Genomic DNA, 16,731 nt, shown 5'->3' with positions numbered 1-16,731 from the left:
AAAAGCGCCGACCACACAACGAAGTCAGCTAAGCTGCTTCATTGACCGCCTGGATTGATCCAGAATAAAAGTGAGCCGCTCTTTATCACCATCGATACAAAGGCGGTGCTCCGTACCGAACTCATCGAACACGGCAAACTCGAATGCGCTTTCATTTTCCCGTGCTGCTTGCGGGTCAGCGGAAAGATATTGAATAAGGGTTAATTGCCCAGGCACCTTATTGATAGGGACGGTAACGTAGCTCAGGGGACTGCGGAATGTTGCTTGCACGCCATATATCGGTGCCATATAGCCATAAAAAACTTTGCGACTACCTTGTATTCCGGGGATATTACCGGACACATAGACTTGCACCGCCTCTTCGGAATCATAAGGATCAAGTTTCACCTCACTGCTGTACCAGTCAAGGAGGTGAATCTGCCTGCCTTCAGCGCGCAGGGCAATATGATAATGCTGAATCGAATCGTATCGACCCCTCTGCCGTTTCTCATCATACTTGCTCAATGAAAAGCTGCTCAGCGAGTACTCTTTCGGAGGAATCGCCTCCAGCGTGACACTGCTGTCGAAACCAACCCCATTACTTCGCAATACCACGCCATTCAAGGAGATCTCGGCAGCTACTTCCATAATTCCAGGTCGGGAAGCCGAGACCCAGAACTGGAAAATCTGTACCGGATCTGCGGCGTTGCTTATCTGGTTGTCACTGACCCGCGGGACTTCTGTCAGGCGCGTTGCCCCACCCGACATTTCGTGAGCGTAACGATTTTCCTGAATCGAAACACTCCAGTCTCCCTCCAGAGGCCGAGCACCGTTGTAGGCAATCAGCCGCAATGACGGCAATGCAGGATGTCCATGCAGCGATACGCCGTCGCCATTGTTATCGATACCGTGCAGAAGCACCAATACACGCACCTGCATGCGACCGTTGGCATAAAGCACTTTGTGCTGACCATGATTTGTGGCGTCGAGCTTTACCTCGATACGGGAAATACCAACTTGCTCATCAAACATCTGATAACACCTCAGCCGATTAATATATTTCGCCCTTCAAGGGCTCGGCAAAGTATTAACGTCGAATTTAAATATAAACAGCCGCGACATTTGACATTTTGTGAAAAAGCAAACTTTCAACATCATCTTTAATAATTCACACAGTTGCTAATAACTTCAAAAAATGCGATCTGCATGTTACGAGATTCAACACTAAGCCTTTCGCCCCTTTGATTCTGGCCCACGAAGGCCTGTTACCCCTTCCGAATTCAATCAACCCGAACCGGAAGGGGAGTCAGCGAGTAGCTTATGTTTGCCAAATCATGTTGGCAGCGTGATCTATCCGTTACTTTCGACAACACTCAGTCGCTATCTGGACCTGTCGAAAATCCGCTCTCCGATGACTCACTATCGGAATCAACGTCTGAAACTGTTTCTTCCGTCTGGATTTCCACTTTCCGGTCCATACTGGAATTTTCAAGATATTGATTAATCCGCCGCATCGACTCGTCACTCAGCGGATTGTTCAATAAACCAACATATAGATCTTGAGTATCCGGAATATCGAACAGATCGCCCCCTACGTCTGAGATATTATTATCCTGTAACGCCATGACCCGAAGATCTCCAAGCCTGTCTATACCGGAAGGCAGGCTGGAGAGATTGGCGTTATATAGCATCAACTCGGTTAAACCTGTCATGAAGCCTACATGCGGAGCAACTGTCAGAGGGTTGTTGGCCAGATTCAACAAAGTGAGTGTCTCGATCCTGGACACACCTTCAGCCGTCGCTTCAGATAATTCAAGCGAGCAATCGTCCAGCACAAGTTGACGCAACTGGCGCATTTGGAATATCCCTGACGGGAAGTCCTCCATTTTTATGCCAGTGACCATCAAATATTGAACATTGGGAAAACTGTCAAAAAAAGCGCCGATGCGTGCGCCTGGCGTTTCCACAGTCAATATCAACTCTGTTACATAGTCGAACCTGGCGGATAATCTTGGTAACTCACCAGTAAAATCGACATGATGGGAAAAATGATAGTCACCGTAACCCCACCTGGAAACCGACTTGCGTCGCCAGATATCTTGCAGTTTTGCGCTAAATTGCTCGCGAGCCTGGCGCTGTTCTGCGATCTGCATTGCGTCCTGCGAAGAGTCCGCTTGGGTCGATAATCCTTCCGCACTCCAGATCGCCAATTCATTGCGCAATATTGCGAGGTCTGTCTCCAGGCGCGCTAAAACTGTGGACGGCTCAGATCCCAGGCGCTCGGAAACGAACGCGGCCAACTCCTTGTCAGCAAGCTGCGGATAGAGGCTACGGACACGTTCCACAACGGATCCTGTCAACATCGGGTTGACATCGCCGCCGCCTCGCAGCCCCGCTTGCGCGTATTGGGCGCTGGCCGGAACAGCCGTTACCTGCACCGGTGCCAGTCCCAACAATTCGCTCACGCGTTGGCGCGACGGCAATGGCTGTGCGCGTACCAGTTGCCGCAGAGCCGCACCACCGCCCTGCGCTACACCGAGCAACTGGCGCTGCCCGGGCAGTAAAAGGCGCCAGACGGCGGCATACAGATCCATCCGATCCTGAGGGGATGCGATGCCGCTGCGTTGGATAACGTAGCCTTCATGCTGACGAATCAATATGTGCCGCACTGGCGATCGAGCATCGCCAATAGCACTCAATGACTCACCCTCTGACGCTTGCAGACGAATCTCGATACGAATCTGTCGCGGCCACTGATCAAGCTGCCCGAGCATCTGCAAAGCCAGTTGGTCACTGTCCAGGCTAGCTACCGCATCCAGATAGATTCCTTCGCACGCCCTGGCGAGACGCACCTCGCGTAGCGCCACCAGCGTTTTTTCTGCCATGTGCCGCGGCATTCCCGGCCGCAGGCGCAAATGCCTATGGTCGGCGGCACTGGCCTCTCGCCACAACGCCTGAGCAATCGTCTTGGGCAGATGAGGAAAAATCCGTCGCATCTGCAATGTGTTGTCATCGCAATCGAGTTCGAACGCCCGCTCGCTCTGCTCAAAGAGCAAAGCGCGGGACTGTTCGATAACGCGCTCGCTCAGATCAGTTGCCTGTAGCGTTAACAAAGCCTGCAGTTGTGAATCGGCTTGCGCACGCACGGTCGGATCGGAATGTTGCACTTGGGTGATGAACTGGCGGATCTTTTGATCGAGGGCGAAGCGCCTCGCAGTGTCCTGCAGCAATGCCAGCGAAGCGGGATGAATGTCGGACCTGTGCGCCATCATCGCGTCGACGCCGCTCACGGCAAATATGCGTTGGGTCATCAGTGGAGGGAAATCCTTTATTGAATACTCCGTGCCGGGAAGCTCTGTCGTGCGATTTTGTCCGTTAAAGACAGTAGCAACTGGATTGGCCGACTCAGGATCATCCAGCGGATGCCACAAACGGCCCTCGCTGTCAGGCCTCAACAGCGGACCGGAAGGATGCAGTTCTCTGGCATGTGTGGCGCGAAACAGGCCGCTCTCGGGGTCTCGGACCACTTGTACGATGTGATTGTCAGCGACGGCAACATACTGACGCTGCTTCATGATTGCGATGCCCCATGCATCGGTCATGTCGAGACGCTCTTGCGTGGGTATCCAGTAGTTCTCCAGCGAATTCCTTGCGGACACACTTGCGAACTCGTCGATCGTGGAATATTTCGGCCTCGTGCTCACACTGATGACAGGCATCACTGCAAGCGAATCTGAAGAAGATGGCGAAGGCAAGGGTCCCTGATGATGTGCAACAGTCGAATGCGGCATTGTCGAAGACGGGTTCAGAGCCCGGGGCAGGCCATCCCCGCTGGACTCGATGGGTCTGGTTGGGGCAGATACAGGTTTGATTTTCGGCGGTTTGCCAGTCATGAATGCTCATCCTTGAGGAGTGGTGACGCTGGCCACACATCGCTGCGGGCCAGCGCAAGACATCAGATAAAGCACTTTCGTGCATATGCCTGATCATCGAACATGGCAGCTTATCTGCAGCCGCGATGCCAAACGCATATACAGCTACTACATCCCAAGACATTGCATCAATGGATGATGAAACTCAGCCTCGCTGAAGAGACAAATTGCGCTCATAAAAACTCACGCGAATCGCCAACTTATGCCCGGTACCATATTCATCGATAGCGATAAAGTAGAGGACACTTCCATATTTTTGCGCACCGGTATTTTCCGAGTATTCGGATAACGCCTGCACAATAGTGAGTTCTCCGTCGCTTTGAGTATTTACTTTGTAATGCTTGTGATTCCATGTTTGCGCATCGCCGGTGAAAGCATATACAAACGGATCACCCCTATCAGGCAAGGTGACGGTCACACTGGTTTTTTCGGGACGGACGAAAATGCACTTCATATAATTGGTTTTGATTTCGTTAAGCCTGTTCCCGCCCGCAAAATCGAGGTTTTCGCCCTCTTCAGCCCCCTCGACCATCCAATCGACCAGGCGGATTTGCTTCCCGTCCGGGTACAGCCCCAGATGGTACTTCCAGATACGATTACCAGGCGACTCATTACCAATCCTGTTCTGATACAACTGAAAGACTCCATATGTCGCGGGCTTTTCAGCCTCCAGAGTCACGCTGCTGTAATGAACACTGGCAGGGGTGGTTCCGTTGCTCAAAATCCTCTCCCCGTTGAGAGACAGGCGCGCACCGACCTCAGTCGTTCCGGCACTCGACGAGGAAACCCAGAACGTACGCACCTGTGGATGAACGCTGTCATTCTCAAGATCATCATCGTGCCTGTCCAAGGCATCCGGTGCAGGCCGTGCCTCACGCGTAAACCGGCCTTGGACTGCGCTCGCGACCCAACCATCGCGCAAGGTCTTGCCGGTCGCGTAATGAATAAGCTGGATGCTTTCCATTACATCTTCCGGTACATGCACAGCGTTGCCGTCGGCGTCTACTCCGGCAACCAGCACCTGAACTTTGACTTGCATCCGGCCATTAGCAAAAAGTGCCCTGCTTTGAGTGTTATCACTGGCGTCAAACTTGACCTTCAGACTGGACAACCCCACAAGAACGGGCGAAGTGTTTTGTTGATTACCTGTAGCATCCATGCTTTCACTCATAATACAGCTCCTCTGTGAGAATATAACTTGATAGTGACATCGAAAACATGTCAGCAAAAAAAGTTACATACCCACCGAGAAAATATCAAAGTGAAAAGTGTAAGAAATATGCGCGCACCAGCCGCCGGCAACTCATACGCCTTTAAACCAGCCTCCAATACACCAACGCAAGAATGATCAATGTTCGTCGTTATAGACGAACTTCGGCATTTCCCAATGGAAACGGATGGCCAGCAGACGTAACAGGAACCCGCCAAACAAAGTGATCAGGATGGCTTGTTCGCCCGGCACATTTATATAAAGACAAAACATGTAGCACCATGCCGCAGCGAATGAAACACTGGCATAAAGTTCGCGGCGAAATATCAGCGGAATGTCATTGCAGAAAATGTCGCGCAGGATGCCGCCGAACACACCGGTGATGACGCCGCTGACCGAGGCCACCAGCATGCCGTGGCCCATTTCCAGCGCTGTCATGCAACCGATCAAGGTAAATGCCACCAGCCCCACCGCGTCGAGCACCAGAAACAGCGAGCGCAGGTGACGCATCCAGCGTGCGGCAAACACCGTAAACATCGCCGCCACCGAGGTCAGCACCAGATATTCCGGGTGTTTGACCCAAGTCAGCGGGTAGTGCCCGAGCAACACGTCGCGCACCGAACCGCCACCGAGCGCGGTGATGCAGGCGATCAGCACCACGCCGAACCAGTCCATGCCTCGTCGTCCGGCGGACAGCGCGCCAGTCATGGCTTCGGCGGTAATGGCGATCAGATATAGCATCAGCAACATGATGGCAGTCCAGGCAGGAAGGCGCGCAGTCTAGCCATTTCGGCGCCGCACCAGAAGAGGGCGCGCCTCTCGCGAGCAGGCTCGCGTCCACATAAGCCGCATTCCATGTGGGAGCGAGCCTGCTCGCGAAAGCGTCAGGGCTGATGCCGCCGCATCAGAATTTGATGAAATGCTTGCGGTAGTGCTGCAGCTCGGCGATCGATTCGCGGATGTCATCCAGCGCCAGGTGGGTGCTGCCCTTCTTGAAGCTGTCGCGTACGTCCGGCGCCCAGCGCGCGGCCAGTTCCTTGAGCGTGGAGACGTCGAGGTTGCGATAGTGGAAGTAGCTTTCCAGCGCCTTCATGTGGGTATAAAGGAAGCGACGATCTTGGCAGATGCTATTGCCGCAGATCGGCGACTTGCCCTTCGGCACCCACTTTTCCAGAAAGGCGATGGTCTCAGCTTCTGCCTCAGCCATGCTGATGCGGCTGTCGCGCACACGCTGGGTCAGACCGGAGTTGCCGTGGGTGCGGGTATTCCACTCGTCCATGCGCGCGAGCACTTCGTCGCTATGGTGGATGGCAATCACCGGACCTTCAGCCAATGTGTTCAGCTCACTGTCGGTAACGATAGTGGCCATTTCGATGATGACATCGTTGTCCGGGTCCAGACCGGTCATTTCCAGGTCGATCCAGATCAGGTTCTGCGGGTTTTGCATATTCGGGCTCCTAGGCAATGCTGCGCAGTTTAGCCTAGGCCGATGGCCGGGCGTGCTAAACTCGCGGCCGTTTTACCTAATCGCTGCATTCTTCAGACGGAACACCCATGGCCAAACGCCAACTCAATCGTCGTCAAAACTGGCGCATCGAAAAGATCCAGGGCGAGCGCGCCGCACGCGCCGCCAAACGCGAGTCCTCGGCGGTCGAAGCCCTCGAGGGCGGCGACCTTGGCCCAGAGCAACACGGCCTGGTGATCGCCCACTTCGGCGTGCAGGTCGAAGTCGAAGCCGTCGACGGCGAACTCGCCGGTCAAGTGTTCCGTTGCCACTTGCGCGCCAACCTGCCAGCGCTGGTCACTGGCGACAAAGTGGTCTGGCGCGCCGGCAACCAAGGCATTGGCGTGATCGTCGCGCAACTGCCGCGCAGCACCGAACTGTGCCGCCCCGACAGTCGTGGCCAGCTCAAGCCGGTTGCCGCCAACGTCGACATGATCGTCATCGTTTTCGCGCCGCTGCCCGAGCCTCACGCCAACCTGATCGACCGCTATCTGGTCGCCGCCGAACATGCCGGTATCCGCCCGCTTCTGCTGCTGAACAAATTCGACCTGATCGACGAGCAGAACGCCCCGGCGCTGAACGCGTTGCTGGCGGTGTATCGCACGCTGGGTTATCCGGTGCTGGAAGTCTCGGCTCACCACGGCGATGGCATGGAGCAGCTGCAAAAGCAGCTCGACGGGCGCATCAGCGTGTTCGTAGGTCAGTCCGGCGTCGGCAAGTCGTCGCTGGTCAACAGCCTGCTGCCGGAAGTCGAAACCCGCGTCGGGCCGTTGTCGGAATTGTCCGGTCAGGGCACGCACACCACCACCACCGCGCGCCTGTTCCACTTCCCTGGCGGCGGCGAACTGATCGACTCCCCGGGCATCCGTGAATTCGGTCTGGGCCACGTCAGCCGCGCCGATGTCGAAGCCGGTTTCATCGAGTTCGATGACCTGCTCGGCACTTGCCGTTTCCGCGACTGCAAGCACGACCGCGAACCGGGTTGCGCGCTGCTCAAGGCGCTCGAAGATGGCCGCATCCAGCAGCAACGGATGAACAGCTATCGCTCGATCATCGCCAGCCTGCCCGAAAACGGTTATTAAACAGTCGCGCCGGCAGCCCTGTGCCATGGGTTGCCGGCTGTCGGACTGCATCTGACTCACCTCTCTCCTCTTAAACGTCAGCCTCTTCTGTAGGCACTTGCGCGACTGCTTGCAGGACCTTTCTGTTTTGCCGCGCAGACCTTGTAGGCCTGAGCCAGCGGCCTACATTCCTTTCCTCCTTCGCTCACAGCGACCTTCGAGGAAAGCCATGCCAACCTGTGTTTTATTCATCCGCCATTCGTCTCGCTACATCCACGCGTGCAGTGCCCACAGCATCGTCGGCGCGATCCGCCTGCACACGGTGGGGTGACCATGCGCAAGGCACTGTTCATCGGCATCAACGATTACACGCATATCGGCGGCCTGAGCGGCTGTTGCAACGACGCCATGGCCATGGCTTCGGTGCTGAAAACCAATGCCAACGGCGACCCCAACTTCAAGAATGTCGTGTTGACGTCCGCCGAGGATTATTTGAGCCGGCAAAAACTCGAAGACCAGATCCGCGAGTTGTTTTCCGGTGACTGCAACGTCGCTCTGCTGTATTTCGCCGGCCATGGCGGTTTCGACGCCGACACTGACGAAGGCATGTTGATCGCGCAGGACTACCGCAACGCCAAGGACGGCATCCGCATCAGCGACATCCTCAACTGGGCGGACAAAGCCACGCGGATCAAAAACAAAGTGATCATCCTCGACTGCTGCGAAAGCGGTTCGGCCGGCGAAGTGCGCGCCCTGCGCAGCGAGAGCAGCATGGTCAGCGAGGGTATGACGATCCTCACCGCCTGCAAAAAAGCCGAGCCGGCAATGGAGGGCGCGCAGCACGGCGTGTTCACCGGCCTGCTCCTGCAAGCGCTGCACGGCGGCGCGGCGAATATCCTCGGCAAAATCACCCCCGGCAGTCTGTATTCCTTTGTCGACAACGCCCTCGGCGCCTGGGAACAGCGTCCGGTGTTCAAGACCAATGTGTCGCAGTTCATTTCGTTGCGCGAAGTCTCGCCGCTGATCCCCAAGGAGATCCTGCGCAAATTGCCGGACTGGTTCGCCGAAGCCGAATCGGTCTACCCGCTCGACCCCAGCCATGAGCCCACCGAAAAGGCGTTCGTGCCTGAGCACGGCGAGGTCTTCGCCCAGTTGCAGAAGTGCAACCGCCACAGCCTGATCGAGCCGGTCGACGCCGAGCACATGTACTACGCCGCCCTCAACTCCACCGGCTGCCGCCTGACGGCACTCGGCGCCTATTACCGCGAACTCGCCCTCAAAGGACATTTCTGATGCCAGTCTTTATCAGCTATCGCCACATGGATCGCGCCCATGCGATCGCCATCAACACCCGCCTGACCCAAGCGAAGATCAGGACTTACCTCGACGTACTGGATCCGGAATCGCAGACCACCGACGACATCACCGGAGTCATTACCCGCAACATCACCGAGTGCACGCATCTGCTGGCGGTGGTGTCGGAGACAACTGCACTGTCGTGGTGGGTGCCTTTCGAAATTGGCGAGGCGACGATCAGCAATCGGCGGATCTGTACGTTCAAGACCGGACCTGCGCAACTGCCGATCTATCTGGACAAATGGCCGAAGCTGAGCACGGCCAGCGATCTGGATTTCTTTATCGATGCGTATCGGGATGAGGTGTCGAACCAGCGCTCGATAACCCTGGATTCGTTCAGCGACTCGGTGAAAGGGGCGTACAAGCGCGATGCAGAGATGTTTCATGAACAGCTGAAGAACCGGATTCGTCGGGGATTCTGAGACTGTGCCGGCCTGTGATAGCCACAAAAAAGCCGACATCACTGTCGGCTTTTTTTCACTTACTGCTTCGGCGCAGGCGCAGGCGCCGCCCCACCCGGCTCAGCCGGTTTCGGCGCCGCATCGTCAAACAGATTCAACCGCTCGCGCAACTCGTGAGCCGGCACCGGCTGTTTGTCCGCCGGCAACGCATTCGGATCAACCGGGGCTGCCGGAGCAGCACCGTTCTGCCCCTGATCCGCCGGTTTCGCTGCCTCAGGCCCCTGCGCACCTTCGATGGCGGCCTGGGCTTTTTTGGTCAGTACGACAATGTCGATCCGGCGGTTGACCGGGTTGAACGGATTTTCCCGATCGAACAACGCCGACGAGGCATAACCGACCACCCGCGCCACCTGCGCATCCGGATAGCTGCCCGCGACCAGGGCACGGCGAGCCGCATTGGCGCGGTTGGCCGAGAGCTCCCAGTTGCCGTAGTCGCCAGTGCCAATGTACGGCTTGGCGTCGGTGTGGCCGCTGATGCTGATCTTGTTCGGCACCGCTTTGATGGTGTCGGCCATGGCCAGCAGGATGTCTTCAAAGTACGGCTTCAGGCGTGCGGACCCGGAGTCGAACATCGGCCGGTTCTCGGCGTCCATGATCTGGATGCGCAAGCCGTTCGGCGTGATCTCGAAAAGGATCTGATCCTTGAATTTCTGCAGTTGCGGGTTCTCGTCGACCTTGTTCTGCAGTTCTTGCAGCAGCAGTTCTAGACGCTCCTTCTCGACCTGCTCGGCCATGCCTTCAACCTGATCGGTGTCGACCGTGACCTTGTCCGGTTGCGGCTGCGACTTCACTTCCGGGTTGAGGGTGTTTTCCGGCGCCAGGGTCGGCGTGCCACCCAAGTCGATGATGTACGGCGTGCCGCTTTCGGAGAAGCCGACCGGGTCCTTGAAATAACCGGCGATGGCGATCTTCTGTTCCGGCGTAGCGGTGGACAGCAGCCACAGCACGAGGAAGAACGCCATCATCGCCGTGGCAAAGTCGGCGAAGGCGATTTTCCACGCCCCTCCGTGGTGCCCGGCGGCAATGCGCTTGACGCGCTTGACGATGATCGGCTGATTATTTTCCATGACTTAGCGACCGCGAACCGCTTGTTCCAGCTCGGCGAAGCTTGGACGGTGCGCCGGGTACAGAACCTTGCGCCCGAACTCGACCGCCAGCGACGGCGGCATGCCGGACGCCGAAGCCACCAGCGAGGCCTTGATGGCTTCGTAGACGTTGAGCTCTTCCTTGGCATCGTGGGCCAGGGAATGCGCCAGCGGACCGAAGAAACCGTACGCCGCGAGAATACCGAAGAAGGTACCGACCAGTGCCGCACCCACGTGCAGACCGATCGACGCCTGGTCGCCCTCGCCCAGCGAGGCCATGGTCACCACGATACCGAGTACCGCCGCAACGATACCGAAACCGGGCATGCCGTCGGCGATGCCGTTGACTGCGTGCGATGGGTGCTCGAGGTCTTCCTTGAGGCTGTACAGCTCCATGTCGAACAGGCCTTCCAGTTCGTGCGGAGCCATGTTGCCGGAGGACATGATGCGCAGGTAATCGCAGACGAACGCGGTCATGCGTTCATCCTTGAGCACCGCCGGGTACTTGGCGAAGATCGGGCTCGCGGCGGCATCTTCGATGTCGCCTTCGATCGCCATCATGCCTTCACGGCGGCTCTTGTTGAGGATTTCGTAGATCAGCCCGAGCACTTCCAGGTAGAAGGTGTGGGTGAAGCGCGAACCGAACATGCTCAGGGATTTCTTGAGCACGTGCATCGTCATGTAACCGGGGTTGGCCTGGAGAAATGCGCCGAGGGCCGCACCGCCGATGATCATCACCTCGAAGGGCTGGATCAGAGCGGCAATCTTGCCGTGGGAGAGCACGTATCCGCCGAGCACGCTCGCGAATACGACGATGATGCCGATAATTTTAGCCATAGGTAGAAGGTACTTGTTTAAGTCGGGTTCAAGGTCATATTCGGAAGTTAAAAAATCTCTTCTTCTACTTATCGGCAAAACTGCGCCAGACTATAGCCAGTTCAGGCGAAAAGCCAATTTAGCCCATGCCGGGCGCGTCTACAGTCAGTGAAGATCTCGTCCAGACATGGCTAATGAAACGAACATTCCATCGGTAATACCGACCACGCTCCAGGCTTGGGTCAAGCTGCTCGACAGCGTCCGCCTGCCCGTACCACAAGAGGCTCACGACAAAGTCTGCCGGGCGATCCGCGACAATCGCAGCTCGCTGCGCGACATCGCCGATCTGATGCAGGACAGCCCGGCGCTGGCCTTGAGCGTCATCCGTGAGGCGAATCGTCACACCCACGGCACCATGGCCGCGCCGGCGGAAAATCTTGAGGTGGCAATCAATCGCCTGGGCCTTGCCCGCACCGAAGAATTGCTCGCGCGCCTGCCCGCCGAACCGCACCGGCAAATCCCCAAGGGTTTGCGCCAATTGCAACTGATCAGCCAACACGCGACACAACAGGCCAACGGTTTTTTTGCCAGTCGCCTCGCGCGGCTGTGGCAGGACATTCATTGGGGCAGCTTGCTGTTTTTGTCGCCGCTGTGGCCCTTGGCACTGACGTATCCGCAGTTGCTCGAGGAGTGGGAACTGCGCGTGATCCACAAGGGCGAGTCGGCACGGGTGGTCGAAAAGCAATTGTTCGGCGTGCGCCTGTTGAAGATCGCCGAGGCACTGGTCCACGCCTGGCATCTGCCGATCTGGGTCGAGCAAGGCTACAAATTGCTGCTCAGCGAACAACGCGAACTGGTCAAAGTGCTGCGCATCGCCCGCGACAGTGAACACCCGCTGCGCCAGCAGAATCGCCTCGACGATGACCCGACATTGCGCCGCTGGCTCAACCAGCCGGCGAATACCGTGCTGCTGGCCAATGGGCTGGCGCTGTCGGCGCAACAGGCCTGGGACAGTCCGCACAGCAAGCGCTGGCAGTACCTGACCAGCCTCTATCTGCAGATTTCCATGGACGAAGTGCAGCAACAGTTGCACCAGCAAGCGGCGAACAGCGCGCGTCAGCATGCGATGCCCGATTTGTGGCACCCGGCGGTTTCGCTGATCTGGCCGTGGGGCACTCGTCGCTTGCCGGCCGGCATGCTCCCGGCAGCAGCGCCGAATGCGGATGACTTGGGCCAGTGGCGTCGGCAATGCGCCGAACTGCTCGCCGAACCCAGCCGCTTCACCAATGCCATGAGCCTGACCGTCGCCGCCCGCGAGGCACTGGTGGCCAGCGGCATGCGCCGGGTGATGATTCTGATGGCCGACCGCACGCACTCGACCCTGCGCGTACACCAGACCGCCGGTTTGCCGAAGGATGCGGCGGCGCTGAGTTTTGTCGTCAGCCAGAGCAAAGTCCTGCAACGCCTGCTCGCTCAGCAGGCGCAGGTGCGGATCACGCCGGAGAACAACGCACAATTCTCGGCCTTGTTACCGGCGAGCCTGCGCACGCTGTTTCGTGGCGAACATCTGTTTCTGCGTTCATTGGTCAACAATGGTCGGGTGATCATGATCGTCGTTGCCGATCAGGGCGGCGGCCCCTTCGCCGACATCACTGTGCAAGCCTTCGGCAAAACCGCGCAGTGCATCGAAAAAGCCCTGCACAGCTTTAGCAGCCGTGGCCAATGAGCCTGCGCTACAATCCTCCCCTTTGTGCTCTGGAGACCTCACATGTCTGACTTCTCTGGCTTGCCGCTTGTCATCGAGCCGAGCGACCTGCTGCCGCGTCTGGAGTCCCCGGAACTGATTCTGGTGGACCTGACCAGCCCTGCCCGGTATGCCGAAGGTCACTTGCCCGGCGCACGTTTTGTCGACCCGAAACGCACACAGCTCGGCCAGCCACCGGCGCCCGGGCTGATGCCGGCGAAGGCCGATCTGGAAGCGTTGTTTGGTGAGCTCGGTCATCGCAAAGACGCGGTCTACGTGGTGTATGACGATGAGGGCGGTGGCTGGGCCGGACGCTTCATCTGGCTGCTCGATGTCATTGGCCACGACAAGTACCACTATCTAGACGGTGGTCTGCCGGCCTGGCTGGCTGACGGTATGCCGATGTCGATCCAGGTGCCGGCCGCCGTCGGTGGCCCAGTGTCGCTGACCCTGCACGACGAACCGACCGCCACCCGCGAATACCTGCAAAGCCGTCTCGGCGCCGCCGATCTGGCGATCTGGGACGCGCGTGGGCCGCTGGAATATTCCGGCGCGAAAGTCCTCGCCGCCAAGGGTGGCCACATCCCCGGTGCGGTCAATTTCGAATGGACTGCCGGCATGGACCAGACGCGTCAGTTGCGTATCCGCAGCGACATGCCGCAGATCCTCGAAAACCTCGGGATCACCAAGGACAAGGAAATCATTACCCACTGCCAGACCCATCACCGGTCGGGCTTCACTTATCTGGTGGCCAAAGCCCTCGGTTATCCGCGGGTCAAGGGCTACGCCGGTTCCTGGGGCGAATGGGGCAACCACCCTGACACGCCAGTCGAGATTTAAGGTTTTTAAGGACAACTAATGAAAGAGCGTCTGTTTATCCTCAGCCAGTACCTGCTGCCGCATCACCTGCTGTCGCGCCTGGCCGGCTGCATCGCCGAATGCCGCGTGCGCTGGTTCAAGAATGCCTTCACCCAATGGTTTGCCAAGCGTTATCAAGTGGACATGTCGCAAGCGCTGGTCGAAGACCTGACCGCTTACGAGCACTTCAACGCCTTCTTCACGCGTGCCCTGAAAGACGGCGCGCGTCCACTGGACGAGACCCCGGGCGCAATCCTCAGCCCGGCCGACGGTGCGGTCAGCCAGCTCGGCCCGATCGAGCACGGTCGTGTGTTCCAGGCCAAGGGCCACAGCTTCAGCGTGCTGGAGTTGCTCGGCGGGGATGCGGCCAACGCAGCGCCGTTCATGGGCGGCGACTTCGCTACCATTTACCTGTCGCCTAAGGACTACCACCGCGTGCACATGCCGCTGGCCGGCACCCTGCGCGAAATGGTCTACATCCCGGGCCGCATTTTTTCGGTGAACCAGACCACTGCCGAAAACGTCCCGGAGCTGTTCGCCCGCAACGAGCGCGTGGCGTGCATTTTCGATACAGAACGCGGGCCGATGGCCGTGGTGCTGGTCGGTGCGATGATTGTCGCTTCGATCGAAACCGTGTGGGCCGGTCTGGTCACGCCACCGAAGCGCGAGCTGAAAACCTTCCGCTACGACGAAGCCGCACGCGCACCGATTCATCTGGAAAAAGGCGCGGAACTTGGGCGCTTCAAGCTCGGTTCGACGGCGATCGTGCTGTTTGGCCCGGATCAGGTGAAGTGGGCCGAAGAGCTGGTGGCCGGTTCACCCGTGCAGATGGGCCAAGGCCTGGCACTGCCAAAAGCGTGACCCTGTTCGTGGAAGCAGCCGAGGCTGCTTCCGCAAACTGCGGCATTTGCTGCTATGGTTTTGCTCATGAGCCAGACCAACTTTTCTCCCAAGCTGCGCGCTCCGACTCCCACGCAAACGCGCCTGTCGTTCTGCGACGCCAGCCCGCGCGACCTCAAGCGCTGGATCGCCGGCCTGCCCAAGGCCAACATCGGCGAAACCGCCCGCCTGCTCTACCAAGGCCTCGGCGAACTGAACCTGTTGCTCACCCCCAGCGACAATCGCCTGCAACTCCTGGAACTGCTGCGGCCCGAGGTGTATTTCGTCTGCCAGCATCTGGAACGGCACTTTCTGCATCAGGCGATCATGCTCGACGAGCGCTCGCGCAAAGTCAGCAACCTGTGTCAGGCGCTGCAAGGCCAATTGGCCATCGGCTACAAACAGATCGTTCTGCGCATCCTGCCCAAATACAGCAAGGATCGCGCGACATTGGTCGGCACCGCCTTGCAACGCGCCGCGCATGCCCTCAAGGCGCAACTGGTGCGCGCCACGCAGCTGTACAGTTCACCGCCGGAACACGTGTGGTTGGAATTGCATCAGCTGTATCGCAGCGCTGCGCAATTACAGCTGCAACAACGGCGGCTGCGCGATGATCTGGCGTTTTTGACCAGCGAACTGAGCGTCGAACAGACCTACATCGCCGCGCTGCTATTGGGCAGTGCCCGTTGCAATCAATTACGCCAGAGTCAGATTGCTCGGCTGGCCGAGGTGATCGAGCCGTGGAGCGCCCTGCTCAAACTGCATCCCGGCAGCGCCGACGACGGTTTGTTCGCCATCAGCCCGGAACTGGATGTTGGTCCACGCTACCGCAAGATGTTTCGCAGCGAACAACAGAGCGGGCTCCTGGGCTTCGACCCGCAGCCCTTGGTCAAGCAGCTCGAAACGCACCTGCTGCAGCAGCCGACTTTGCCCCCCCTGCCTGTTTCCGCCGGTCTCAGCATCGATACCCTGCAACATCTGCACGCGACCTGGGGCCAGGCTGCCGAACGCAGTTTTCAGCGCAGCGCCGGCCAGGGCACATTGACCGTGTGCGTCGGCATGAGCGCCCTGCACTTCTACCTCGGCGGCGAGCGCACCTTCAGCGAGTTGCTCAAACATCCCGGTGCCCGCGCGGCAAATTTCAGCAGCGTCGTGGCCAACGGCGAAAAGGACAGCTGGAGTCAGGCGTTCGACGCTGCCCCGCAAAGTAACGATGAGCTGTTGCCGTACGAGGAAATCCAGTACGACCAGCTGAGCGAGGATGAAGGCCCCGGCAACGCGCCGAACTATCCGACTTACGCCTTGCCGGTGATCAACCATAGCCCCGGCGGCTATTGCCTGGCCTGGCCGAGCGAGGTGCCGGCGGAATTGCAGGCCGGGGAAATGCTCGGCATTCAGGACAGCGAGAGCAAAGGCTGGAGCATTGCGGTGATTCGCTGGATCCGTCAGGTGCGCGGCAGCGGCACGCAGATGGGCATTGAACTGGTTGCGCCACACGCGCAGCCGTGCGGGCTGCAACTGGTTCGTTCCAAGGACGATCACAGCCATTATCTGCGCGGTTTGCTGTTGCCGGAGATCAGTGCGATCGATGTGCCGGCCACCGTGCTTGCGCCGCGCCTGCCGTTCCAGGAAGGCAACAAGGTGTTGATCAACACCCAGGGCGAAGAACACCGCGCCGGGCTGGATCGGCGGGTGGCGAGTACGCACAGCTTCAACCAGTTCGCCTACCGCTCGCTGGATCCTGCGCAGAATGGCGGAGGTGAGGAGGATTTTGATTCGTTGTGGAATTCGCTCTAGACCGAGGCGCGGCCTTCGCGAGCAGGCTCGCTCCCACACTGGAATGAGA

The 16,731-nt window shown here is 58.4% G+C and carries 14 protein-coding genes; 7 read left to right on the top strand and 7 right to left on the bottom strand.

Features of this window, described 5'->3' with window-relative positions; all coding sequences use genetic code 11:
* Window positions 1-24 precede the first annotated feature (24 nt).
* The 5 genes from ACZ9BE_RS00290 to orn form a co-directional block, all read right to left on the bottom strand.
* Window positions 25-1,011 (bottom strand): hypothetical protein, encoded by a 987-nt coding sequence (locus ACZ9BE_RS00290; protein ID WP_252868700.1) that lies wholly within the window; start codon window positions 1,009-1,011, stop codon window positions 25-27.
* Window positions 1,012-1,352: 341 nt separating this feature from the next.
* Entirely contained in the window at window positions 1,353-3,872 is a 2,520-nt protein-coding gene (locus tag ACZ9BE_RS00285; RefSeq protein WP_476248788.1) for a leucine-rich repeat domain-containing protein, read from the bottom strand.
* A gap of 184 nt (window positions 3,873-4,056) precedes the next feature.
* The gene (locus ACZ9BE_RS00280) at window positions 4,057-5,082 is read right to left on the bottom strand and encodes a hypothetical protein (RefSeq protein ID WP_460094312.1); all 1,026 of its coding nucleotides are present in this window, start codon (window positions 5,080-5,082) and stop codon (window positions 4,057-4,059) included.
* Between the two features lie 177 nt (window positions 5,083-5,259).
* Window positions 5,260-5,874, bottom strand: a complete 615-nt coding sequence (locus ACZ9BE_RS00275; RefSeq protein ID WP_177342722.1) for a trimeric intracellular cation channel family protein — start codon at window positions 5,872-5,874, stop codon at window positions 5,260-5,262.
* Between the two features lie 151 nt (window positions 5,875-6,025).
* Window positions 6,026-6,568 carry an oligoribonuclease gene (gene orn / locus ACZ9BE_RS00270; RefSeq protein ID WP_016771957.1) on the bottom strand — a complete coding sequence of 181 codons (543 nt, stop codon included), beginning with the start codon at window positions 6,566-6,568 and terminating at the stop codon, window positions 6,026-6,028.
* Window positions 6,569-6,675: 107 nt separating this feature from the next.
* Here orn and rsgA point away from each other — a divergent pair, with 107 nt between their 5' ends.
* From rsgA to ACZ9BE_RS00255, 3 genes are all read left to right on the top strand, one after another.
* Window positions 6,676-7,707 (top strand): small ribosomal subunit biogenesis GTPase RsgA, encoded by a 1,032-nt coding sequence (rsgA, locus tag ACZ9BE_RS00265; RefSeq protein WP_024011360.1) that lies wholly within the window; start codon window positions 6,676-6,678, stop codon window positions 7,705-7,707.
* 312 nt (window positions 7,708-8,019) lie between these two features.
* The gene (locus ACZ9BE_RS00260; protein ID WP_056787534.1) at window positions 8,020-8,979 is read left to right on the top strand and encodes a caspase family protein; all 960 of its coding nucleotides are present in this window, start codon (window positions 8,020-8,022) and stop codon (window positions 8,977-8,979) included.
* The gene (locus tag ACZ9BE_RS00255; protein ID WP_122748035.1) at window positions 8,979-9,464 is read left to right on the top strand and encodes a toll/interleukin-1 receptor domain-containing protein; all 486 of its coding nucleotides are present in this window, start codon (window positions 8,979-8,981) and stop codon (window positions 9,462-9,464) included. Before ACZ9BE_RS00260 ends, ACZ9BE_RS00255 begins: the two co-directional genes overlap by 1 nt.
* 59 nt (window positions 9,465-9,523) lie before the next feature.
* On the opposite strand, the gene motB is transcribed toward ACZ9BE_RS00255, so the two are convergent.
* Together motB and motA are read right to left on the bottom strand one after the other, a co-directional pair.
* Window positions 9,524-10,570, bottom strand: coding sequence for a flagellar motor protein MotB (gene motB, locus ACZ9BE_RS00250; protein WP_041480740.1), 1,047 nt, complete (start codon window positions 10,568-10,570; stop codon window positions 9,524-9,526).
* A gap of 3 nt (window positions 10,571-10,573) precedes the next feature.
* Window positions 10,574-11,425, bottom strand: coding sequence for a flagellar motor stator protein MotA (motA, locus tag ACZ9BE_RS00245; RefSeq protein ID WP_024011357.1), 852 nt, complete (start codon window positions 11,423-11,425; stop codon window positions 10,574-10,576).
* Between the two features lie 166 nt (window positions 11,426-11,591).
* On the opposite strand from motA, the gene ACZ9BE_RS00240 reads away from it, so the two are divergent.
* The 4 genes from ACZ9BE_RS00240 (at window position 11,592) to ACZ9BE_RS00225 (ending at window position 16,682) form a co-directional block, all read left to right on the top strand.
* Window positions 11,592-13,130 carry an HDOD domain-containing protein gene (locus ACZ9BE_RS00240; RefSeq protein WP_150638291.1) on the top strand — a complete coding sequence of 513 codons (1,539 nt, stop codon included), beginning with the start codon at window positions 11,592-11,594 and terminating at the stop codon, window positions 13,128-13,130.
* 42 nt (window positions 13,131-13,172) lie between these two features.
* Complete coding sequence (gene rhdA, locus ACZ9BE_RS00235) at window positions 13,173-13,988, top strand: thiosulfate sulfurtransferase (RefSeq protein WP_476248787.1); 816 nt, start codon at window positions 13,173-13,175, stop codon at window positions 13,986-13,988.
* An 18-nt stretch (window positions 13,989-14,006) separates the two neighbouring features.
* Complete coding sequence (gene asd / locus ACZ9BE_RS00230; RefSeq protein WP_024011354.1) at window positions 14,007-14,867, top strand: archaetidylserine decarboxylase; 861 nt, start codon at window positions 14,007-14,009, stop codon at window positions 14,865-14,867.
* 66 nt (window positions 14,868-14,933) lie between these two features.
* Complete coding sequence (locus tag ACZ9BE_RS00225) at window positions 14,934-16,682, top strand: molecular chaperone (RefSeq protein WP_476248786.1); 1,749 nt, start codon at window positions 14,934-14,936, stop codon at window positions 16,680-16,682.
* Window positions 16,683-16,731: the final 49 nt, after the last annotated feature.

Source organism: Pseudomonas sp. TE9122 (assembly GCF_056278925.1).
Note: the sequence above shows the minus strand (reverse complement) of the source record. Positions and strands in the feature narration are given on the sequence as shown.

Coding starts and splice junctions, on each gene's coding strand:
- ACZ9BE_RS00255 (WP_122748035.1), top strand. CDS start 8,979: ATGCCAGTCTTTATCAGCTATCGCCACATGGATCGCGCCCATGCGATC.
- motB (WP_041480740.1), bottom strand. CDS start 10,570: ATGGAAAATAATCAGCCGATCATCGTCAAGCGCGTCAAGCGCATTGCC.
- motA (WP_024011357.1), bottom strand. CDS start 11,425: ATGGCTAAAATTATCGGCATCATCGTCGTATTCGCGAGCGTGCTCGGC.
- rhdA (WP_476248787.1), top strand. CDS start 13,173: ATGTCTGACTTCTCTGGCTTGCCGCTTGTCATCGAGCCGAGCGACCTG.
- orn (WP_016771957.1), bottom strand. CDS start 6,568: ATGCAAAACCCGCAGAACCTGATCTGGATCGACCTGGAAATGACCGGT.
- ACZ9BE_RS00260 (WP_056787534.1), top strand. CDS start 8,020: ATGCGCAAGGCACTGTTCATCGGCATCAACGATTACACGCATATCGGC.
- asd (WP_024011354.1), top strand. CDS start 14,007: ATGAAAGAGCGTCTGTTTATCCTCAGCCAGTACCTGCTGCCGCATCAC.
- ACZ9BE_RS00280 (WP_460094312.1), bottom strand. CDS start 5,082: ATGAGTGAAAGCATGGATGCTACAGGTAATCAACAAAACACTTCGCCC.
- ACZ9BE_RS00285 (WP_476248788.1), bottom strand. CDS start 3,872: ATGACTGGCAAACCGCCGAAAATCAAACCTGTATCTGCCCCAACCAGA.
- ACZ9BE_RS00240 (WP_150638291.1), top strand. CDS start 11,592: ATGGCTAATGAAACGAACATTCCATCGGTAATACCGACCACGCTCCAG.
- rsgA (WP_024011360.1), top strand. CDS start 6,676: ATGGCCAAACGCCAACTCAATCGTCGTCAAAACTGGCGCATCGAAAAG.
- ACZ9BE_RS00225 (WP_476248786.1), top strand. CDS start 14,934: ATGAGCCAGACCAACTTTTCTCCCAAGCTGCGCGCTCCGACTCCCACG.
- ACZ9BE_RS00290 (WP_252868700.1), bottom strand. CDS start 1,011: ATGTTTGATGAGCAAGTTGGTATTTCCCGTATCGAGGTAAAGCTCGAC.